The following is a 21,382-nucleotide window of genomic DNA, read 5'->3' as shown; positions in this document are numbered from 1 at the left end:
GATCAAAAGGATGGAATTATGACCACACAACTATTAAAAGAAGGACAAACGATTCTTTTAAAAATAAAACGTTTAGGTATCAACGGTGAAGGCATCGGCTACTACAAAAAGACGATCGTATTCGTACCTGGTGCTTTACCAAAAGAAGAAATCTCTGTAGAAATCACAAAAATAGCCCCTCGTTTTGTTGAAGGGCAATTGAAAAAAATCGTAAAAGCAGCCCCTGAACGTGTCGTGCCGCCTTGTCCAGTTTACGAAGCTTGTGGTGGATGTCAGCTGCAACATTTAGCTTATCCGGCACAGCTACTCTTCAAAAGAGATCTATTAAAACAGTCACTAAATAAGTTCAGACCAAGAAACTATGAAAATTATCAGCTACCCAAAACAATCGGAATGAAAAATCCTTGGAATTATCGGAATAAAGCGCAATTTCAATTACGTAAAATCGAGGGAGAAGTTGAGGCTGGTCTTTATCAAGCAGATTCTCATCGTTTAGTTCCTATTGATGATTGCCTCGTTCAACAACCAGCGACAACTAAAGTCATGAACGCTTTAGTAGAGTTATTGAACAAATATCAATTTCCAATTTATAATGAACGAAAAAACAGCGGTATCTTCCGAACTTTAATGGTGCGTGTCGGTGTCAAAACAAATGAAGTCCAAGTTGTTTTTATTACGCAATCCGTAAAATTTCCACAGAAAAAAGCCTTGATCGAAGAAATCACACAACATCTTCCAGAGGTTGTTTCGATTATGCAAAACGTTCAAAATAAACGAACATCGATTGTTATGGGTGATGAAACTATTCATGTTTGGGGTAAAGAAAGTATTGAAGAGAAAATCAACGAAGTAACTTTTGATTTATCTCCTAGAGCCTTTTTCCAGCTAAATCCAGAACAAACGGAAGTTCTATATAATGAAGCCTTGAAAGCTTTAGACTTACAACCAAATGAAACAGTTGTTGACGCCTATTGTGGTGTCGGCACAATTGGTTTAAGTATTGCTAAACAAGCCAAAGAAGTTCGGGGGATGGATATCATTCCCGCAGCGATCGAAGATGCTAAGATGAACGCTGAGCGCTTAGGTGTTACGAATACCCTTTATGAAGTGGGAACCGCTGAAGAATTGTTGCCTAAATGGCTTCAGAGCGGTTTTAAACCTGATGCAATCATTGTTGACCCTCCTAGAACCGGATTGGATCAAAAACTGCTGAAGGCCATTTTAAAGCAACCTCCAAAGAAGATGGTTTATATATCTTGTAATGTGTCGACCCTTGCAAAAGATTTAGTTGATTTAGCTAAAGTGTTTGATGTGAAATATATGCAGTCAGTTGATATGTTTCCGCAAACAGCCCGATGTGAAGTTGTTGTGAAATTGACTAAGAGATAATTTGATAAGAAAAAGATCCGACAACCAAATTTTATCTTGGTTGTTGGATCTTTTTTTAAACACTGCTATAGTACTTCTCCGTTACTAGCTATAACCTTTTTCATCCAATCATAACTATCCTTCAAATACCGTTTTTGACTCCCTTTTCCGTAATCATCTTGATCTATATAAATAAATCCATATCTTTTGCTCATTTCAGAAGAAGAACAGCTGATAATATCGATTGGTCCCCAAGCACAATAGCCTCTAAGATCAACGCCATCTTTGATTGCTTCTTTCATTTGTTCGATATGGCTTTTGTAATAATCGATTCGATAATTATCGTGAACTCTTCCGTCTTCTTCTAACTTATCATAACAGCCGATGCCATTTTCTGTTATGTAGAGTGGACATTGATAGCGGTCATAAAAAGAATTAAGTAATGTTCTTAACCCAAGTGGATCAATTGTCCAGCCCCAAGGATTTGCTGGCAGAGTTTTATTCCGATATGGTTCATCATGTTTTGCATCACAAATTTGCGTATAATAATAAGAAAATGACAAGTAATCTGCTGTATTTTTCAGAGCAGCTTCATCCCCTTTTGCAAATTCTATCTTAATGTCATGTTCTTCAAAATAGCGAAACGCATAACCTGGATAGTAGCCTCTCAATAATACATCAGCAAAAAAATACTGCATTTGATTGATTTTCAGCGTTGCCAAAACATCTTCTGGATCACAGGTTGCCGCATATTCTGGACCACCACAAAGCATCATCCCTACTTCATAATTTTCGTCGACTTGATGAGCATATTCAGTCGCTAAGGCCGATGCTACCATCATATGATGCACCCCTTGATATTTTGCCTCCTGCAAATTTTCTACTTTATCCTCGGCTATCCCTAAATGATTAAATGATTCATGACCGATCAAATTGATCTGATTGATCACGATCCAATATTTTACTTTGCCTCGGTAGCGGTCAAAAATAACTTTACAGTAACGAACAAAGAAATCCACGACTTCTCTTGAATACCAGCCTTTATAATTTAATGTAAGATTCAATGGCATCTCATAGTGAGAAAGTGTAATCATTGGTTCCATGCCATTTGCGATAATTTCATCAATCAGTTTGTCATAAAAAAGCAACCCTGCTTCGTTTGGTTCAAGGTCATCGCCATTTGGGAAAATTCGCGACCAGTCGATCGAGGTTCTAAATAATTTCAACCCCATATCTCCTAATAATTTTAAATCTGTTGGATAGGTTTCCTTAAAATCGATTCCCCATCTTTTTGGAAATATACCTGTTTTACTATTTAAAGCTTCTTCAATATAGCTGGTAGAAATTTCTGCGTTCGATCTTTTTTCTAATGGCAGATCTGGTCGAAACTCATTGATATCAGCAACACTTATACCTTTTGCTTCGTACTCATACGCTCCTTCGCATTGATTAGCAGCAACAGCTCCGCCCCATAAAAAATCTTTTGGAAACCCAGTTGGTACTTGATACATACTTTTGCCCTCTTTTCTTTAATTTTTTTCAAGTATTGTTAAACGATCATTGAGTTGCTTGGCTATTTTGATTAAGTGATTAGCCATATTGATTTCACTATAAATCGTCATCAACGTATCTTGCGCATGTGTGAATAACAAAGAATGCTCATGTTGTTTTGTCTCTTCGCCCATTTCACTTTGGATAGCTTGCGTTTGAATTTTATGTGCTTCAGTAATATTCGTTTTGGCAACTTTCATTTCTTCTGCAGCCGTTTCAAAATCATTCTTTTCAGTTGCAACAAGGGCATTTTTACAATTGACTCTGGCATCTCCTGCGAATAAAATAATTTTCATAGCTTGTTGTGACAATACATCGTCCATATAATTAAGCCTCCTTCAACACTTGATTTTCAGCCTTTGTCTCTTGGTCATCATATGCTTTAAAAAATGGATACCAAATAGCTGTAGATATCACAAAAATGATCAACATCAAGAGAATCCCAGTAATCGTTCCGGTCGTAAACCAAGTAGCAAACGGAAATGGACAATACCACAATTCAAATTGAACTTTAGGAATTGGTGCGAATGGAATTACCTTTGTAAAAATATAAATCACGATCGGTAAAATAATTCCTTGCAGCCACATTGGAATCATCAACAACGGATTCCACGCCACAGCACCAAAAATCACTGGCTCATTGATATTAAAAATCGATGGTACGATACACGCCTTGCCTAGTGCACTGATTTTCTTAGATCGAGCTCGCATCATCATTAAAACCAAGGGCATCGTGCAACCAATTCCACCAATCCATAGATAAGCTGAATATAAGGTACTGCTGGTAACTAAATTTAACGTCTCAACAGATGCTGTACCATTTTGAACTAGTGCAATATTTTCGGCAATTGCTTTTAGCAAAACTGGCTGAACCACAGGTGTTAAAACCCAAGTAGAAATCCCCATTGAATAGAGAAAACAAATTAAAAACATCATCCCTACAAAACCTCCAGGAGATTCCATAAAGCTTGATAATGGCATAAAAATACTTAAAACAATGTTGTATAAATCCACTTTCATGATCAAAACAACGACCCAGCCAAAAATGATAATAATTCCTATTGGCAACATAGAATCAAACCAAGCTCTGACAAAATCAGGAATCACTGATTCTTCTTTAAAGAATGTAAATTTTCCTAAGGTAACCAAGACAAATCCAGCAATCAATCCGGCAACGATTGCAACAAACATCCCGCCAGCTCCTAATGCGTCATGACCAAAACCGACCACACCATCTTTCTCGACTTGGGGTGAAATAATCATTAAGAACAAAACTAAACCGCTCATCCCAGCAACAATTCTTTGCTTTCGTAATCGTTTTTTCTCCATTAAGTTAAATGGAATCAAAAATGCTACAAACAGTGAAATTTTTCCCATCGTCCAACCAAATGGCACCCAAAAACTTGGTAAAGCTGGAAAATACTCATTCAAAATGGCCAACATCGAAAAAATTGAACCTAAGAAAATAAAAGGTAACGTCTGCATGATTGAATCTTTAATGCTAACGATCCAAGGATTATTGTTTACTTTGTTCATTTTAGGTGAGAAACTATTTTCCAACCAAAAGATCAACTTATTCATATTTACGTCTCCTTTTTTTACATTATTCGTCTTCTTTTAACGAACGTAACAAGTGCTCAACAGCCGCATCTCCATCTAACGTCGCATAATACTCTTTTTTCATCAGAATAACTTTTACTGGAAAGCCATGAATGATTTCATCAATGATATATTCAAGATGTGGCCCTACCATCAACGCATCGATTTCCTCAATATAGTTTTCAATTTCCGATTCACTTCTCGCTACAATATTCATGTCTAAATTTTTTAGTTTGGCTGCCTTACGCATATTAGCAGCCATAAATCCACTGCTTGCACCTGATCCGCAGACTAATAATACATTTAATTCACTCATGTTTTTCTCCTTGTATATTATATTTAAGGTTTTAATCTTCCGATTTTAGTGGATAACCTTATGAACCATTGTTATTTTTCATTAGGTATTAACTCAATAAATTTGAGATAATATAATTACTGGATTGAGAGGCTATGTCGTTTTCTCCTTGAGTCTATGAGCTCGTCATCGAAAGACTGACACCTCTCTCTGTTTAGCTGTTTACGAATGAGTTAGATGTTGAAAGCCTTCTGGCTTTACTCCGTATCTAGAACAAGGTAGTAACGCTTTTCAGTTGAGTGGATTTCAATCCAAATCCTTATGAAGGCGGTATAATTATGTTCTACATTGGAATTGATATTGGGAAACGTTCCCATGTTGCTTCAATCATGAATGATGAAGGAAAGGTTGTTCTTAAAGGATTTTCTTTTCCGAATACCATTGAAGGTGGAGAAAAATTACTTGGAAAAATTCATGATTTTTCTTCTTCATCAGATGATTTTACTGTAGGTATGGAAGCTACCGGTCATTATTGGTTAACGGTTTTTTCATACTTACATGAAAAAGAGTTTTTAATTCATGTTCTTAACCCCCTCCAAACGGATGGGTGGCGTAAAGGGACAGAAATTCGTAAACGTAAGAATGATATTATTGATTCAGTTTTAATTGCAGATCTGATTCGCTTCGGTTCCTTTGTTGAAACGACACTCTCTGATGAAAATATTTTTTCTCTTAAACAGCTTTCCCGTTATCGTACTTACCTAGTTGGGACAGCGAGTGACTTTAAACGTAAAATCATTGCCGTATTAGACCAAGTTTTCCCTGAGTATGACTCAGTATTCGGTAAATCAGGTGTTTTTGGTAAAGCATCAAAAGAAATTTTACTTGAATTTAGTTCTCCTGAAACACTCCATGATATCTCTGCGAATACTCTTGCGAAACTACTTAAAGAAGCGAGTCACAATCGTTTAGGGATAGATAAAGCCAATGCCTTAAAAAGTGCTGCGAGTCGATCTTTTGGTATTACTTTTGCTCAAGAGACCTTTACTTTCCAATTACGATCAATGATTGAACAACTTAAATTTCTGGAAGCCCAAATTAAAGATACTGAAACTGAAATCAAAAAAATCATGGTTACTCTGCATTCTGTCATTGAAACGATCCCAGGGATCGGACCAATCAATGGCGCTACTATTCTTGGGGAAATTGGAGACATTAGTAAATTTTCCAATCCTACAAAATTAGTCGCATACGCTGGTCTAGACGCGACTGTTTCTCAGTCTGGTCAATATCAAGCAACACATAACGTTATGAGTAAACGTGGTTCCCCTTATCTTAGAAAAGCCTTATTTTCAGCTGCTTTAATTGCAGTACAACATGATCCTGTTCTTAAAGCCTTCTACGAAAAGAAACGTTCTGAAGGGAAACACCACCTCACAGCTCTTGGAGCAGTTTCCAGAAAGTTATGTTACATCGTTCATGCGATTCTCAAAAAGAACGAACCTTACGAAATACGAATGTAACTCAAAAAAATACCTTTGCTTTCTCTTATTTGTTATGCACTTTTTTGTTATTAAATTTTGGACTAATTCTTTTATTCTTTACTTGACTTCTTATAGTTAGTCTTTCTAATTTAACAATAAAAACTAAACAAGCTCGCTCAGTTATTACACTCTTATCATCTACGTTTTACACATCCCTATCAAATATGATTCTTTCCTCCTCTTACTGCTTTGGCGGAAGCAACTGTACTTGATTTGCTATTTAAAACAAAGAATAATAAGAGATATAAAAACGTTGAGAGGAGCGGATATTGTGTCCTTAAATAAGAAAGAAGCGGCACTCGTAAAGCTTTTGATTCAACATCATAATTGGCTATCTTCAACTTTTCTAGCTGAAGCGTTGTCCACGTCAACAAGAACGATACGTAACTATGTAGCTCGAATCAATCAAAATGCTAATGTTGAAATGATCCAATCCTCCAGACAAGGGTATAAGCTCGACAGCAGTGTTCAAATCGACGAATTTGTTTCTTATACTAAACAGGAATTGAATACACCTGTCGAACGTATGAATTATTTGATGAATTTATTAATCAAACATAAAAATGTCGATTACTTTGAAGTTGCAGAAACTCTATTTGTCAGTATTCCAACTATAGAAAAAGATACTATTCGGCTACGTAAAAAAATGAATAACTATCATTTAAAAATCATAAAACATAGGCATTTTTTAAGTATGGAAGGTGACGAATCTAACTTTCGAAAGCTCACTAGTGATATGCTACAGGATGAAGCTCTCCAAAGTTTCCAATCCGTCGATTACATTCAAACAGTATTCCCAGATATTTCGATTGAAATAATTCAAAAAATTGTGATCCACCATTTGAGTAGCCAACATCTCTACATAAACGGTTATGCTATTAACAGTCTATTGCTCCATATCGCTATCGCTATTAATCGTCTTCAACATCATCAACGATCTGAAGTTGATTTTATTCCTAAACTGTTTACTAACGATCAAATTGAATATAAAATTGCTACGGAGATTGGAAAAGATATCGATCAAGCTTTTACTGTAGAAATGGATCATTATGAAATCAACAATTTGACCCTTTTATTAATGACCAAAATTTCACCTTCAAATGATGCTTTCTTAAAAGATTACATGGGCACTTCTGTCTATACCTTTATTTCAACGATGATGAAAACTGTTGCCGAAAAATATTTTATTACTCATATTTCAGACGAGTTGGTATTGAATTTAGCGTTACATGTGTCGAATTTGATCTCACGAGCAAAGAATGGTAAGCAAGTTCATAATCCTTTATCTGAAGAAATCAAACAATCCTATGCTTTTATTTATGAAGTCGCTGTTTTCATTGCCAAACAGATTCAAAAACAAATCAATATTCCAATTTCAGATGATGAAATTACCTTTATTGCACTTCACATTGGCTCTTACTTTGAGGAAAAATTTGAGACAGAGAATAAATTAAGTTGTGTGATTTATACACCTGAATACTATAATATGCACAAGCGTTTGATCTATAAAATCGGGGATACATTCAAATCTAGTTTGAATATTGTAGGAACTTTTTATCAATTAGACAGTAAAAATCTAACCGAAATGCAAAAAGCCGATTTAGTTTTATCGACTATAGAAATAAAGAAACTGGAGCATATCGTTCCAATTTCACCCTTTTTATCAGGAAAAGATATAAAAAAAATCCAACAATCTATCCAACTAGTAAAGCAGGAAAAATTGTTGAAATTTTTAAAAGAAAGCGTCCAAACATACTTAACACCAGAAAGGTTTGAACGAAACATTTATCTAAACACTCCAAATCTATACATTGAACATCTAGGTGCTCAATTGATCGAAAAAAACTATATAGATGCTCATTTTATTGACTTAATCAAAGAACGAGAGGAAATGTCTGCGACCTCATTCAATAACTCAGTCGCTTTACCACATGCAATTGAAATGAGTGCTGAAAAAACGGGGATCTCTATTATTTTAAATGATCGGCCTGTAAAATGGGGGAATCACTATGTTCAAGTGATTATTATGATCGTCATAAATCAAGATGATATGAAAAAATTTCGGCAATTATTTGATTTTATGATCGATACCTTTTCAAATCAAGAGAAGTTAAATAATCTTTTAAGAGTGAAAGATTATGAAGGATTTATTGATGAATTATTTAGTTAAATATTTAAGCACAATTACTAATTGATTTACATTATGACAAAAAGCTAAGAGAATTTAATCTCCTAGCTTTTTTCTTATTGATCTATTTAGTTTTTACCAACAAAAAATGATACAACAGCAACTAAAATCACGGCACCAATAATTGATGGAAACAATGCCATACCGGCAACTTGAGGTCCCCAACTTCCTAGAAGTGCTTGACCAATTGATGAGCCTACAAGACCTGCAATAATATTGAAGATCCAGCCCATTGATTTTCCTTTGCTTGTGATCGCTCCGGCAATTGCTCCGATAACGCCACCTACGATTAAAACCCATAACCAATGCATACATATGACCTCCCTTACAAATAGAATAAAAGTAATAATGATTACTTAGTTATGCTAACAGATTATTTATTTTCTTGCGAAAGAAATGCTCTTAAAATTCAATTTATATCATTTAATTATCATTTTTATTTCATCTCATCTGTCACCAAAATCGTTACATGATTTTTAGTACCACAATTCTCACAATCATAGTGTAGATTTATTTCATCATCCACTAAAATATCATCACAAACTAATTCAATTTCATTATCTGAAAGCGTCAATTCTCCTAAAGGAATGTTTACTCTTTGATGATCTGCTTTGTCGGTTCTCGTATTTAATAAAAATTTGCCTGTCATTTCGTTTTCACAAGTTTTACAAGTTACTGCAATGCTGATTTCTCTTTCCATCGTAAGCTCTCCTTCTACTCTTTATCAATAGATGATTATACATCTATAATTTTAAACGCCCCCGTCAAAAAATTCGATTAATATGCTCTGAACTTCATTTGGTTAAATAAAAAAGCTAGAATCCAAATGGACTCTAGCTCGAAATTCAATCTTAAAAAGATTATTTTACTGTTACTGAAGCGCCAACTTCTTCTAAAGCAGCTTTTAAAGCTTCTGCTTCATCTTTAGAAACGCCTTCTTTAACTGGTGCAGGTGCGCCATCAACTACTGCTTTAGCTTCTTTCAAGCCAAGACCAGTTGCTTCACGAACTGCTTTGATAACTTTAACTTTTTGGTCTCCAGCTGCAGTTAATTCTACAGTGAATTCAGTTTGTTCTTCGCCAGCTGCTGCTGGTCCTGCTGCTGCTGCTACAGGAGCTGCTGCAGATACGTCAAATTTTTCTTCAATAGCTTTTACTAAGTCGTTTAATTCTAAAATAGTTGCGCCTTCTAATTCTGCAACAATGTTTTCAATGTTCAATGCCATTATGGTTTCCTCCGTTTTAATAATTCATTATTTTTAGTTTAGTTTGTTACTAAGCTGCAATTATGCAACTTCGTCTTCTTTTTCTGCCACTGCTTTGACAGCGTAAGCCACTTGTCTGACTGGCGCTTGTAATACAGATAATAGCATAGAAAGTAGTCCATCGCGACTTGGAAGTTTTGCTAAAGATGTCATTTCTTCTACTGAAGATACTTTACCTTCAATAACGCCACCTTTGATTTCCAATGCTTTTGCAGTACTTGCAAATTCGTCGATGATTTTAGCAGGTGCTACTACATCGTCGTTACTGAAAGCGACTGCTGTAGGGCCTGTAAATACTTCGTCCATACCTTCTAGTCCAGCTTTTTTAGCTGCACGTGAAAGGATAGAGTTTTTGATAACTTTCATTTCAACATTTGCATCACGCAATTGTTTACGTAAGTTAGTCACTTCTTCTACAGTTAAACCACGATAGTCAACGATGACTACAGAAGCTGCTGATTGGAACTTAGCTGTTGCTTCTTCGACTAGGGTTTCTTTTTTAGCGATTGCTGCTTCACTCATTTATTTTCACCTCCTGATTATTGATGGTTAGAGCTCAATTGTTGTGATTAAAGATAAGTACAGGCTCGCTCCACTCGTAATGATTCTACAGTCGCTTCGCTCCTCTAGTACTGTTCAACATCAGTTTTCATAAAAAACTGTGTTTCACAGCAAAAAACTCCATGCCACCGTTGACATAGAGGGACGTAATTGTATGTATCAACAATTGTCCTCGGTAGGAAATTAAGACTTGCGTCACCTACTGTCTTCGGTACAGTTAATTATTAACCTCAACTACCTTACCATGAGACAGGTAGTTGAGTCAATAATTTTTTTACTTATTCAGCTTTTCTAATTAGAAAGAAGCTTGGTCAACATGGATTCCAGGTCCAAATGTAGTTGTTACTGAAATATTTTTGATATATTGACCTTTTGCTGCTGATGGTTTAGCTTTTAACAATACATCGTTGATTGTATTGAAGTTTTCTAGTAATTTTTCATTATCAAATGAAACTTTACCGATTGGTACGTGGATGTTTCCAGCTTTGTCAACACGGTAAGTTACTTTACCAGCTTTTACTTCGTTAACAGCTTTTGTTACGTCCATTGTTACAGTACCAGTTTTAGGGTTAGGCATAAGACCTTTAGGACCTAAGACACGACCTAATTTACCAACTTCAGCCATCATGTCTGGAGTTGCTACAACTACGTCAAATCCAAACCATCCACCTTGGATTTTTTGAACCATGTCAGCGTCACCTACGTAATCAGCACCAGCTGCTTCAGCTTCTTTGGCTTTATCGCCTTTAGCGAAAACTAAAACGCTTTGTGTTTTACCAGTTCCGTTAGGTAATACTACTGCACCACGGATTTGTTGGTCTGCTTTTTTAGGGTCTACATTTAAACGGTAAGCAACTTCAACAGTTGCGTCGAATTTTGCAATATTTGTGTCTTTAGCCAAAGCGATTGCTTCTGCTACAGGGTAAACTTTTGTTGCTTCAACTTTTTTTAATGCATCTTGCATTTTTTTGCTTTTTTTAGCCATTTTGTTTCCTCCTTGATTGTGGTTATAACGGTCGAACCTCCCACGTAATTCATATCTTTGAATATGAAATAAACTGAGAAGCTACTTCTTTGGGTTACCTAGAATAAAAAATTATCCTACAGTGATTCCCATGCTTCTTGCAGTTCCTTCAACCATGCGCATAGCCGCTTCAACGTCTGCTGCGTTTAGGTCTGCCATTTTAAGTTCAGCGATTTCTTTCACTTGATCTTTAGAAACATTCGCTACTTTATTTTTGTTTGGCTCACCAGAACCTTTTTCGATTTTTGCAGCTTTTTTAAGTAATACTGCAGCTGGTGGTGTTTTAGTAATGAATGTAAATGAACGGTCTTCATATACAGAAATTACTACTGGAATAATCAAACCAGCTTGATCAGCTGTACGAGCGTTGAATTCTTTAGTGAATCCCATAATGTTGATACCCGCTTGACCTAGTGCTGGACCTACTGGCGGAGCTGGTGTTGCTTTACCTGCAGGAATTTGCAATTTAACTAATTTTTCTACTTTTTTTGCCACGAGACATACCTCCTTGAGTCCGTGATGTGGTTAATTGGAGATGAAGATTTCTCCTCCCACGTCATTCTTTGACGAATCAAAGAAAACCTGTATGCAAAAAATGCACACTTAGCTATTATACTCTCTCTCTAATTAATTTTCAAGTGTTCTATCATGAAATAGTGTTTTTATCTAACTTTCTGCAAAAAAATCCACAAGAGACTCTCTCCTGCGGACTTCTTGGTTCAAATGTTCTTATTGAATGTGACCGCTATATTTTGCATACCATTCAATAGAGTTGGGTAATTTATAATATTCTTTCCTAGTTAAAAAACCAGTTTTTTTCCCCTTCGTATGGCGTATGATAAGCGGTGGAACTCCAGCAGTATTGGTTTCATGAATTACAAATTCAGGTGCCTTATTGCCACTTGCCCAACTTGGAATTTCGATTGACTCTTCTATATCAATAATATTCCATTTATTCGCTGCTTCTGCTGTTTTAGGCATAGCAAACAAACTCACTAATGTAGCACCTACAAATATAGTTCCAATTATTTTATCCATTTAAAATCCTCCTTATTTCCGATTCACAATCTTATTCTAACATATTGTAAAAATGAAATCCAATTAAATTATTATTTTCCTATCCCAATATTCAAATTAGGACTACCAAATGAAAAAGATATTCTAAAATATAAATAACTATCAACGTTTCTGTAGTTTCTTGTATTTAGTTGTGATAGACTCTTGTTAGTTTTAAATTAAGAAGATAGGTGAAATAAACAATGGAGAATTTACGTTATAAAAGTGTTTTTGATATCATTGGTCCAGTTATGATCGGTCCAAGTAGCTCTCATACAGCTGGTGCTGCCCGAATTGGAAAAATCGTTCGAAGTATTTTTGGTGAACAGCCTGATACTGTTGATATTTATTTATATGAATCTTTCGCAAAAACATATCGTGGTCATGGAACAGATATTGCCTTAGTAGGTGGTTTATTGGATATGGAGCCTGATGACGAGCGTCTTGCTGACTCTTTAAAGATCGCTCATGAACAAGACATGGAAGTTTTATTCGTTCCATTAAAAGAAAAAGCTGAGCATCCGAATTCAGTTAAATTACTTGTCTCTAAAGGCGATCGAAAACTTTCTGTCACAGGGATATCGATTGGCGGCGGTAATATTCAAATCTCTGAGTTAAACGGTTTTAAAATTTCTTTGACGATGGGGACCCCTACCTTTATTATCGTTCATCAAGATGTACCAGGAATGATCGCTAAGGTCACCAATCTATTGTCTGATACAAATATAAATATCGGAACAATGACAGTGACACGGGAATCCAAAGGTGAAAAAGCAATTATGATCATTGAAATCGACCACGCTGATATTGGTGATGTTACAATGAAGCTGGTACAAATCCCTCACATTTATAGTGTAAATTATTTTGATTAATCTAAATTAAAGGAGCAAACTATTTATGTTTCTATCTATAGAAGAATTAGTGAAACAAGCCGCAGAATTTCCATCGGTTGCCGAATTGATGATCGCAACCGAGATAGAAAATCACGGTCACAGCCGCGAACGAATCATCGAAACAATGGAACGTAATCTTACTGTTATGAAGCAATCAATTGAAGAAGGGGTCGATGGTGTGACCTCTGTAACAGGAATTACTGGTGGTGATGCCACTCGGCTTGATGAATATATCCAAAATGGAAACTTTTTAAGCGGAGAAACGATTTTAACGGCTGTTAGAAATGCTGTTGCAGTAAATGAAGTCAATGCCAATATGGGCTTGATTTGTGCAACACCGACCGCTGGAAGTGCTGGTGTAGTACCAGGTGTTTTGATGGCGGCGATTGAAAAATTACAGCTCACACATGAACAGCAATTAGATTTTCTATTTACTGCCGGCGCTTTTGGTCTGGTGATTGCCAATAATTCATCAATCAGTGGTGCTGAAGGCGGTTGCCAGGCAGAAATTGGTTCTGCTAGTGCGATGGCCAGTGCCGCTTTAGTATGTGCTGCGGGCGGCTCAGCTGACCAAGCTGCACAAGCAATTGCAATTACTTTAAAAAACATGATGGGATTAATTTGTGATCCTGTAGCTGGCCTAGTGGAGGTTCCTTGTGTAAAGCGTAATGCCTTAGGCTCTTCACAAGCTTTTATTTCAGCTGACATGGCCTTAGCCGGTATTCGTAGTGTAATTCCACCAGACGAAGTCGTGGCTGCGATGTATCAAGTTGGCCGTCAAATGCCTCAAATTTTTAAAGAAACGGCTGAAGGCGGTTTGGCCGTTACACCGACTGCCAAGCGATTAGCAAAGGAAATTTTAGATAATCAAACAGAGAAATCAAATAAATAATACATAAAAGCAGCATTCAAAATAAGGTGATTTTTAAAGCTCACTTCATTTGAATGCTGCTTTTATAATAAGCTATTTTTTGTTGTATTAAATGAAAAAAACTGCTTTTAACATTATATAATCAAAATGCTTCAACTTCAGTTAACGTTGGCATTCCCGTTTGGGCGCCTAGTTTAGTAACAGAAAGGGATGCTCCTTTTCCTGAAATCTTAACTGACTCTGAAATAGGCATACCTTTTGCTAAACACGCTGCTAAAATCCCATTAAATGTGTCTCCCGCACCTGTCGTATCAACAACGGTTACTTTTTCGGCTGGAATCGTGATCACGTCATTCTCCATTGTATAAGAAATTCCATCCCCGCCACGAGTTACAATCAGCTGTGTGTTATTTGCTTTTGACCATTTCAGCATTTCTTTTTCAAACTGTTCACCATCAGTGATCGAGTGGCCTAATAAACCTTCAAATTCTGTTTCATTCGGTGTGATGATATCTACGAATGGCAGCATATCAATCACTTTTTCGTTATACGGCGCTGGATTTAAAATTGTTATTGCGCCTTTATCTTTTGCTGATGCCAAACCTTTTTTTACTGTTTCGGTTGGAATTTCGAGTTGAGTCAATAGTACATCCTCAGCCTTGATTTTTTTGTTCAAAGCATCTTCGATGGCACTCAACAACATATTTGCTCCTGGTAAAACAACAATCGCATTGTCTTCTTTTAATTTAAAGATAGAGGCAACACCTGTAAAAATATTTTTTTCAGATGTGACTGCACTAACATCAACTTTTTCATTTTCCAGGTGCTTATAGACTTTTGACCCAAATGTATCATCACCGATTTTCCCAATCAAAGACACATCCGCTCCGATACGAGCAGCGGCAACGGCTTGATTGGCTCCTTTCCCGCCAACATAATAGTCGATGCTTTCCCCCAAAAGGGTTTCTCCTACTTTGGGCAGTCGGTCTGTTTCCATGACCATATCCATATTGATACTTCCTAAAACAATTACTTTGTTCATCGCGGACTCTCCTTACTTATATTTTCTTCAAATACTTATAGAAAGAACCCAGATGCTCTCTTTCAATTTCAGTATACTCTGAAATCTTTTCAAAACCGTGCTTTTTAAAAAAATGCTGCATTTTGAGATTGGAGTGATTTGTACTTGAATAAATATGTTTTCCATTTTTTTCTTTTGCTCTATTTATTATATCATTCAGTAAAATAGAAGCATAACCATTTGACAGATAATTTGGATCTGTTGCAATCCGTTTTACTATATATTCCTTTTCCCGTGTAATATTCAAGGTTGCAACTGCAACTATTTTATCATTATCCACTAATTTAACTAACAAATGATCCCTAATATCATTTTGAACGATTTGTTCATTTGGATAGGCCTTTGTCCATTGGTGTATATTATCTTGAATCATTTGGCTTTTTGCTGCTTCAAATAACTGATTGATTACGTTGAAATCTTTTGGCTCAGCCAAGGTTATTTCCATTTATAGTCATCTCCGAAAATACTGATTATATTCTTCATTAATACGGTAACAGGAGAATAGATAATACGACCACACAAATAATCCCTATGATTGTTGGGACACTTGTCCGTTTCAAAACTCGAACTGGACTCACACCAACTGTTGACGCTACGATCATTACAACAGCTGCAACTGGTGAAATCGTTCTTGCTAGGTTTGCGATCATTTGCATAGGTAAGGCAATCAGAATACCATCGATATCAGCTTTTGTTGCAATATCAGGAATCAATTCAATCACCGCATAAAACATTGCTAGACCGCCGCCACTTAATATTCCGAAAAGTGTAGTTGCACCACTGAAAATCAGCGTTGTCACAAGGCCAGCAGAAGCTGAAGTTTCTATAGAGGACATCATATTATCAATGATTCCTAAGGATTGGATAGCAGTTGTGAATAATGAACCACCAACAACCAACATAACGACTTGACTAAAACCTTGACCCATACCTTTAAACATTTCTGCTGCTGAGTCTTGAATTTTTTTATATGATTTATGTCGAATCGTTTCAAATGCTACTGCCACAAAAAATGAAATAAAGGTCAAGACGAAAATATCCATTTGAATTCCCTTAACGAACATTCCTGTAATCCCAACAATCAAAATCAAAATTAATGGTAACAACGGTAACAATGCATATATTTTCGGTGTATTTGATTCTTCTTGTTTCGTTAAACCTGCATCGTCAATCGCGACAAATGCAGAATCGCCTTCTTTTTTATCACAATATTTTTGCCAGAAATAGTGTGCCACTGCCATAATCAATAATGTCGGAATTGAAATTTTAGCATGCCAAGCAACATACGTTAAAAGATCATAACCTAATGTTTGAGCGGCGATCACATTATCTGCCCCAAGTGGAGATGGCATGATCGTTGCAGTCATCGCGATTACCCCAGCAGCCGTTAGCGAAGAAATTCCCATACTAGATAACATTGGATACAAGATCGCCATCAAAATAATTGCTAAACTAGAAGCACTTGGGACTACCAAAGACATTAGATTTCCTACTAAGAAAACAAGAGGTACAAACAAGGCTTTTGATTTAATTTTTTGCAATGGTTTTACTAGAATGTTCACAGCCACCTGATTGGCACCGATTACATTCATATACCCAGAGTAACCAAATAAAATCATGATCACGATCCCCGCTGAACTGACTTGAGCGATGATTGTATCTTTAAATTTCAAAAAGATATCGAAAAAGGCTAAACCTGTTCCTTCCCCCGCAGGATAAAGAGGATGGCCTAACAAGACCGCAAACAGTAACAAAATCAATGCTCCACTAATCAAACTTAGAGCGGGATGATAATTTTTAATAATCAAATAAGCAACCAGAGCTAAGACAACTAACACTAACAATGACTCAATCATAATATGACTCCTTCTTTAATTTATTTTTTCTAAATTTAAAACAACCCATTGTTGAAACGCTGGTATATCAATATCTAAACAAACAGCTGCATTCGTCGTATCATGATATTTCATTTTTAAATCAGCAACTGTAGCACCTGCTGCTGGTCCATCTAAAGCAATTTCAATAAACGTTTCTTGAACTGTGAATAATTCTGGGTCAGTTAAGTAGGCAATGGCACACACATCATGCATTTTTAACCCAGTCTGTAAACTACCGCCACGATAATGTTGGAATAAGGAGTAAAACATATTACCTACTTCACCGAATTCTTTGATTTTTTCTATTTCATTTTTAGTCAATACTGCTGTACTGGTCACATCCAAACCAAACATCACAATTGGAACGCCTGATTGGAAAACGATTTGTGCGGCATGTGGATCGACATATGTGTTGAATTCTGCACTAGTATTCGTGTTTCCTCTCGCTAACGAACCGCCCATCATGATGATTTCTTTAATGTTTTGCTTTGTTTCTGGATACATACTGAAAAGTAATGCGATGTTTGTTAATGCTGCTATTGGAACTAAGGTGATCGGCTCTGTACTTTTAATGATACAGTCTTTCATTGCTTCAACAGCGTGAACATCGAGCGCTTTTGCAATAGCTTCTGGAAAATCGTAGCCGTCCATCCCACTTTCACCATGAATGTCTGCTGAATCTTCAAGCTGAATCAATAAAGGTTTGTCGCAACCTTTAGCAACAGGTACTTGTTTATCAAAAAATGACACTAGTTTCAATGTGTTCTCGGTTGTTTTGTGTGCGTTTACATTTCCTGCAACAGTTGTTAATAACTTAACGTCTAATTTCGGATGGTTAAGGGCAATCGATAAAGCTACTGTGTCGTCAATTCCTGGGTCTGTGTCGATGATGATCGGTCTTTTTTCTTTTAGCATAAATCCTTCCTCCTTCTAAGGTTAAGCGCATTACCTAAATGGTATAAAAAAATACTTTTTCAATGATTAAAAAAGTATTTTTAGATTAACCGCTTAATCTATCTGTTTATTATGATAGCGTTTTATTTCTGCTTAGTCAATAACTATTTTAATTTTTTGACACTTTCACCTTTAAATAACTTGGGTTTCAAAATAATCGACTCTGTTTTTTGTTTCTGCTTGGTAAGAATATTCTTCAATAACATAACAGCTTGCTCTGTTAAAGCCGAACTATTTTGCTCTACTGTGGCTAATGAAATCCCTAGAATATCCGCCATCTCTAAACGGTCATACCCAATAATCGATAGATCTTCTGGAATCGACTTTCCACTACTCAATGCTTGTTTTAATACACCAAAAGCAACCATATCATTGGATGTGAGCACAGCTGTTGCCGCTGGAAGCGCAAAAAGTTCCTTTGCTTTTTCCATACCGTCATTAAAACGATAGCCGGTTTCAATGATGTAGTCTTCTCTTACTTTTACACCATAACTTTCTAAAGCTTGTTTATAGCCGTTGATACGATCGAGAGTACTTGGAACTTTAAAATCCCCTGTCATAAAGGCAATATTTTGATGCCCATTTTCCAAAAGATATTCTGTAGAAATTTTGCCACCAGCTTGGCTATCAAAATAGACTTGATTAACACCAGTAAATGAAACCTGCCTATCAACTAAAACAAAGGGAGCATCGATCTCCTTCAAGAAACGTTCTTGTTCTTCTTTGAAGGAAAAAGACTCATTTGATAATGCAATGATCAGTCCATCAACACCACGATTCAACAACATTTGAATCAGATTTTTTTCTACAGTAAAATCGTCATTGGAATTAACAATAATCGTTAAATAGCCTAATGCTCTAAATTGTTCTTCTAATTGTTTGCAAAGCTTTGAAAAAAATGGATTTTCAATATCTGGAATAACGACGCCGATGGTTTGAGAAGCTTTCTTTGCTAGACTTTGAGCGGCAATATTTGGAACATAATTTAATTCTTTTGCGATCGTTTTTATTTCTTGCTTCTTTTTTTCAGAGATTCTTGAAGGTTTATCATTTAAAACTAAAGAAACCGCAGCTTCAGATACATTGGCCATTTTTGCAATGTCTTTCATTCTGATTTTCATGGCTCTCTCCTTTATCAATACGCTTGTTTGAATCGTTTATTTCCATAAAAAGTCTGTCACAAGTTGATCTACTTCTTCATTTTCGTGTAGCTGACTATGCTGTGCTGATTTTCCATAAAAGATTTTTTCTCGTACTTCATTACCGTGTGTTTTAAACAATGAAACAACACTTAGTGCATCGGCAACAGGAACCGCTTCATCACTTAAACTGCCATCCTCTACATCTCCTGCGATGATCAAAACGCTCATGTCTTTAGCAATTTTTTCGATCCCACTAACATAGTCAGTATACCGCTCACTTTGAACAGTAGGACCGTTATTGATGATGTCATCGATTGTCTCTGCGTTTGATAACTCTACAAAATTATTAAAAGGTGCTGCTATACCAACAAATTTGTTGATTTTTGGAAGGCTTGTGTCATCACCATATGTTGTGAGATAACGTAAGGAGCTCGCTCCACCCATTGAATGACCTACTAAATCAACTTGTGTTACACCATAACTATCTTTAATGTAAGTCAAACAATTCTTGATCCACTCAGCTTGATTCCATTCATTGTTTTTGTTATCTTCGAAAAGAACTTGGATACTGGGGTTATTTTCTTTACCAGTCAGCTTACCTTTTGCCTGAACTTCACCCTCAACACTAACCGTCAAAACTAGCTCTTTTTTAGTAAGATCCTTTTTCTCCATCCGTTTGATCATACGACCAAAAGAATTATTGCCGCCGCTGTATCCATGAATGAATAGTGTGGGGATCGATGATTTTAAGGTCGTTTCACTAGGCTCTGAATTCTTAGTGACTTGATGATTTTCGGATGTTTTTTTACTCGCACAACCAGCAAAGAATAACAGAACACAGAACGTTGCTAATAAATAATACTTCTTATTTTTCATATTACCACCTTTTCACTCATCACTATAGTAAGAAGAGAGCAGGACAAAACTATGGTTAGTTTTGCTCCACTCTCTCATCTTCCAACTTCTATTGAATTGAATCTACTTGTTCAAAGTCTAATTCTGTACTTGTTTCACGACCAAACATGTCGATATTAACTTTTAATTTTTGACGTTCTTCATCGACTTCTGTCACTTCACCTTCAAGACCTGAAAATGCCCCTTCGATAATACGTACTGTATCGCCGAGTGCAACATCTAAATCTGATTGACGCGTGCTCATACCAATTGAACGCAAGATATGATTGATTTCTTCTTGTAATAATGGCGCTGGCTTGCTTCCGGCACCATGTGAACCGACAAATCCAGTAACACCCGGTGTATTACGCACTACATACCAAGAATCATCTGTCATCGTCATTTCTACTAATACATAACCTGGGAAAGTTTTATGAACGATTTCTTTTGACTTACCGTTTTTTACTTCTGTCTCTGTTTCTTCTGGAACGACTACACGGAAAATGAAATCTCCCATGCCCATGCTTTGTGCACGTGATTCAATGTTTGCTTTTACTTTGTTTTCGTAACCTGAGTATGTATGCAATACATACCAATTTTTTTCAAATGATTCCATGTTTGATTGGCCCCTTTAGTTTATTAGTTGGTTAAAATAATACATCAAGAGTAGCAAGTAAATCCTTGATACTCATTTTCTTTTTTTTCATGTGAAAATAAAAAAACCTCAGTTCCCCGAAGTTTTTCCTCACTTGTTATTATAGCACTGTTTGCAATGAAATACTAGTTTGAATTACTTAAGAATCCAACCAAAAACGGTTTGGATCGCTGTATCCATTACGAAGAATAATGCTGCAAAAATGATTGATGTTTCGATAACAACCAACGTGTCTTTGCGTAATTGTTTTTTAGATGGCCAAGAAACTTGTTTCATCTCATCTTTAACACTACGTAAAAATTTCATTTGAACTCCTCCTAAATCTATTTCGTCTCTTTATGTAACGTGTATTTTTGACAGTATTTACAGAATTTTTTGATTTCTAACCGTTCTCCACGTTTTCCTTCACTGACGGCTTTAGAATAGTTTCTGGAGCCACAATCTGAACAAGCAAGTGCTGATTTTTTTGTTGCCATTGTTCAACCTCCTCTATTCACAAATTTACTCAATAACATTATCATTCTTTTAGTAAAATGTCAATGGATACTCAATAAACTATGGTTT

The 21,382-nt window shown here is 36.1% G+C and carries 25 protein-coding genes and 1 other annotated feature; of the genes, 5 read left to right on the top strand and 20 right to left on the bottom strand.

Translation table 11 applies throughout. The features are described 5' to 3' along the window. Positions 1–18: 18 nt before the first annotated feature. The gene (gene rlmD / locus IGL98_RS05150) at positions 19–1,389 is read left to right on the top strand and encodes a 23S rRNA (uracil(1939)-C(5))-methyltransferase RlmD (RefSeq protein WP_206911423.1); all 1,371 of its coding nucleotides are present in this window, start codon (positions 19–21) and stop codon (positions 1,387–1,389) included. Positions 1,390–1,454: 65 nt separating this feature from the next. Here the strand turns inward: rlmD and IGL98_RS05145 are convergent, their stop codons facing one another. The 4 genes from IGL98_RS05145 to IGL98_RS05130 are packed head-to-tail and all read right to left on the bottom strand — an operon-like array spanning position 1,455 to position 4,834. Beyond that, positions 1,455–2,879 (bottom strand): glycoside hydrolase family 1 protein, encoded by a 1,425-nt coding sequence (locus IGL98_RS05145; RefSeq protein ID WP_206911422.1) that lies wholly within the window; start codon positions 2,877–2,879, stop codon positions 1,455–1,457. 18 nt (positions 2,880–2,897) lie between these two features. Continuing rightward, entirely contained in the window at positions 2,898–3,242 is a 345-nt protein-coding gene (locus IGL98_RS05140; RefSeq protein ID WP_206843685.1) for a PTS lactose/cellobiose transporter subunit IIA, read from the bottom strand. 4 nt (positions 3,243–3,246) lie between these two features. Beyond that, positions 3,247–4,500 carry a PTS sugar transporter subunit IIC gene (locus tag IGL98_RS05135; RefSeq protein ID WP_206911421.1) on the bottom strand — a complete coding sequence of 418 codons (1,254 nt, stop codon included), beginning with the start codon at positions 4,498–4,500 and terminating at the stop codon, positions 3,247–3,249. A gap of 22 nt (positions 4,501–4,522) precedes the next feature. Continuing rightward, positions 4,523–4,834, bottom strand: coding sequence for a PTS sugar transporter subunit IIB (locus IGL98_RS05130; RefSeq protein ID WP_206911420.1), 312 nt, complete (start codon positions 4,832–4,834; stop codon positions 4,523–4,525). Between the two features lie 317 nt (positions 4,835–5,151). On the opposite strand from IGL98_RS05130, the gene IGL98_RS05125 reads away from it, so the two are divergent. Then, positions 5,152–6,336, top strand: a complete 1,185-nt coding sequence (locus IGL98_RS05125; protein WP_206912427.1) for an IS110 family transposase — start codon at positions 5,152–5,154, stop codon at positions 6,334–6,336. Between the two features lie 292 nt (positions 6,337–6,628). Continuing rightward, positions 6,629–8,527 (top strand): PRD domain-containing protein, encoded by a 1,899-nt coding sequence (locus IGL98_RS05120; RefSeq protein WP_206913302.1) that lies wholly within the window; start codon positions 6,629–6,631, stop codon positions 8,525–8,527. Positions 8,528–8,613: 86 nt separating this feature from the next. Here IGL98_RS05120 and IGL98_RS05115 read toward each other — a convergent pair whose 3' ends face one another. The 7 genes from IGL98_RS05115 to IGL98_RS05085 all read right to left on the bottom strand — a co-directional run bounded on the left by IGL98_RS05115 (position 8,614) and on the right by IGL98_RS05085 (position 12,433). Beyond that, positions 8,614–8,856 (bottom strand): GlsB/YeaQ/YmgE family stress response membrane protein, encoded by a 243-nt coding sequence (locus IGL98_RS05115; RefSeq protein WP_010760581.1) that lies wholly within the window; start codon positions 8,854–8,856, stop codon positions 8,614–8,616. A 125-nt stretch (positions 8,857–8,981) separates the two neighbouring features. Continuing rightward, positions 8,982–9,245, bottom strand: coding sequence for a hypothetical protein (locus tag IGL98_RS05110; protein ID WP_206913303.1), 264 nt, complete (start codon positions 9,243–9,245; stop codon positions 8,982–8,984). A 160-nt stretch (positions 9,246–9,405) separates the two neighbouring features. After that, a complete protein-coding gene (rplL, locus tag IGL98_RS05105; protein WP_025872833.1) occupies positions 9,406–9,771 on the bottom strand; it encodes a 50S ribosomal protein L7/L12 in 366 nt (121 codons plus the stop codon). A gap of 60 nt (positions 9,772–9,831) precedes the next feature. Next, positions 9,832–10,332 (bottom strand): 50S ribosomal protein L10, encoded by a 501-nt coding sequence (gene rplJ, locus IGL98_RS05100; RefSeq protein ID WP_025872835.1) that lies wholly within the window; start codon positions 10,330–10,332, stop codon positions 9,832–9,834. Between the two features lie 142 nt (positions 10,333–10,474). After that, positions 10,475–10,601: a sequence feature (ribosomal protein L10 leader region), on the bottom strand. Between the two features lie 65 nt (positions 10,602–10,666). Continuing rightward, complete coding sequence (gene rplA / locus IGL98_RS05095) at positions 10,667–11,356, bottom strand: 50S ribosomal protein L1 (protein WP_069640995.1); 690 nt, start codon at positions 11,354–11,356, stop codon at positions 10,667–10,669. Between the two features lie 111 nt (positions 11,357–11,467). Next, positions 11,468–11,890 carry a 50S ribosomal protein L11 gene (gene rplK / locus IGL98_RS05090; RefSeq protein ID WP_069645399.1) on the bottom strand — a complete coding sequence of 141 codons (423 nt, stop codon included), beginning with the start codon at positions 11,888–11,890 and terminating at the stop codon, positions 11,468–11,470. 234 nt (positions 11,891–12,124) lie between these two features. Continuing rightward, positions 12,125–12,433 carry a hypothetical protein gene (locus IGL98_RS05085; protein ID WP_206913305.1) on the bottom strand — a complete coding sequence of 103 codons (309 nt, stop codon included), beginning with the start codon at positions 12,431–12,433 and terminating at the stop codon, positions 12,125–12,127. A gap of 221 nt (positions 12,434–12,654) precedes the next feature. Here IGL98_RS05085 and sdaAB point away from each other — a divergent pair, with 221 nt between their 5' ends. Together sdaAB and sdaAA are read left to right on the top strand one after the other, a co-directional pair. Then, positions 12,655–13,323 (top strand): L-serine ammonia-lyase, iron-sulfur-dependent subunit beta, encoded by a 669-nt coding sequence (gene sdaAB, locus IGL98_RS05080; protein ID WP_206843745.1) that lies wholly within the window; start codon positions 12,655–12,657, stop codon positions 13,321–13,323. Between the two features lie 25 nt (positions 13,324–13,348). Then, positions 13,349–14,236 carry an L-serine ammonia-lyase, iron-sulfur-dependent, subunit alpha gene (sdaAA, locus tag IGL98_RS05075; RefSeq protein ID WP_206913321.1) on the top strand — a complete coding sequence of 296 codons (888 nt, stop codon included), beginning with the start codon at positions 13,349–13,351 and terminating at the stop codon, positions 14,234–14,236. A gap of 121 nt (positions 14,237–14,357) precedes the next feature. On the opposite strand, the gene rbsK is transcribed toward sdaAA, so the two are convergent. The 9 genes from rbsK to rpmG form a co-directional block, all read right to left on the bottom strand. Then, on the bottom strand, positions 14,358–15,257 hold the full coding sequence (gene rbsK, locus IGL98_RS05070) for a ribokinase (protein ID WP_206913338.1): 900 nt from the start codon (positions 15,255–15,257) through the stop codon (positions 14,358–14,360). A gap of 16 nt (positions 15,258–15,273) precedes the next feature. After that, a complete protein-coding gene (locus IGL98_RS05065) occupies positions 15,274–15,741 on the bottom strand; it encodes a GNAT family N-acetyltransferase (RefSeq protein ID WP_206843752.1) in 468 nt (155 codons plus the stop codon). Positions 15,742–15,778: 37 nt separating this feature from the next. Next, complete coding sequence (dcuC, locus tag IGL98_RS05060) at positions 15,779–17,152, bottom strand: C4-dicarboxylate transporter DcuC (RefSeq protein ID WP_206913349.1); 1,374 nt, start codon at positions 17,150–17,152, stop codon at positions 15,779–15,781. A 15-nt stretch (positions 17,153–17,167) separates the two neighbouring features. Next, positions 17,168–18,088, bottom strand: coding sequence for a ribonucleoside hydrolase RihC (gene rihC / locus IGL98_RS05055; RefSeq protein ID WP_206843754.1), 921 nt, complete (start codon positions 18,086–18,088; stop codon positions 17,168–17,170). Positions 18,089–18,231: 143 nt separating this feature from the next. Then, positions 18,232–19,248 carry a LacI family DNA-binding transcriptional regulator gene (locus tag IGL98_RS05050; protein ID WP_206843756.1) on the bottom strand — a complete coding sequence of 339 codons (1,017 nt, stop codon included), beginning with the start codon at positions 19,246–19,248 and terminating at the stop codon, positions 18,232–18,234. A 36-nt stretch (positions 19,249–19,284) separates the two neighbouring features. Beyond that, positions 19,285–20,145 carry an alpha/beta fold hydrolase gene (locus IGL98_RS05045; protein ID WP_206843759.1) on the bottom strand — a complete coding sequence of 287 codons (861 nt, stop codon included), beginning with the start codon at positions 20,143–20,145 and terminating at the stop codon, positions 19,285–19,287. Between the two features lie 88 nt (positions 20,146–20,233). Continuing rightward, positions 20,234–20,779, bottom strand: a complete 546-nt coding sequence (nusG, locus tag IGL98_RS05040; protein ID WP_010760566.1) for a transcription termination/antitermination protein NusG — start codon at positions 20,777–20,779, stop codon at positions 20,234–20,236. Positions 20,780–20,953: 174 nt separating this feature from the next. Beyond that, entirely contained in the window at positions 20,954–21,124 is a 171-nt protein-coding gene (gene secE / locus IGL98_RS05035; RefSeq protein ID WP_206843760.1) for a preprotein translocase subunit SecE, read from the bottom strand. 17 nt (positions 21,125–21,141) lie between these two features. Beyond that, positions 21,142–21,294: a 50S ribosomal protein L33 gene (rpmG, locus tag IGL98_RS05030; RefSeq protein ID WP_010760564.1), complete on the bottom strand. Its 153-nt coding sequence runs from the start codon at positions 21,292–21,294 to the stop codon at positions 21,142–21,144. Positions 21,295–21,382 lie beyond the last annotated feature (88 nt).

The sequence above is a fragment of the Enterococcus sp. DIV0840 genome (assembly GCF_050527835.1).
Taxonomy (GTDB): domain Bacteria; phylum Bacillota; class Bacilli; order Lactobacillales; family Enterococcaceae; genus Enterococcus_L; species Enterococcus_L ureasiticus.
Note: the sequence above shows the minus strand (reverse complement) of the source record. Positions and strands in the feature narration are given on the sequence as shown.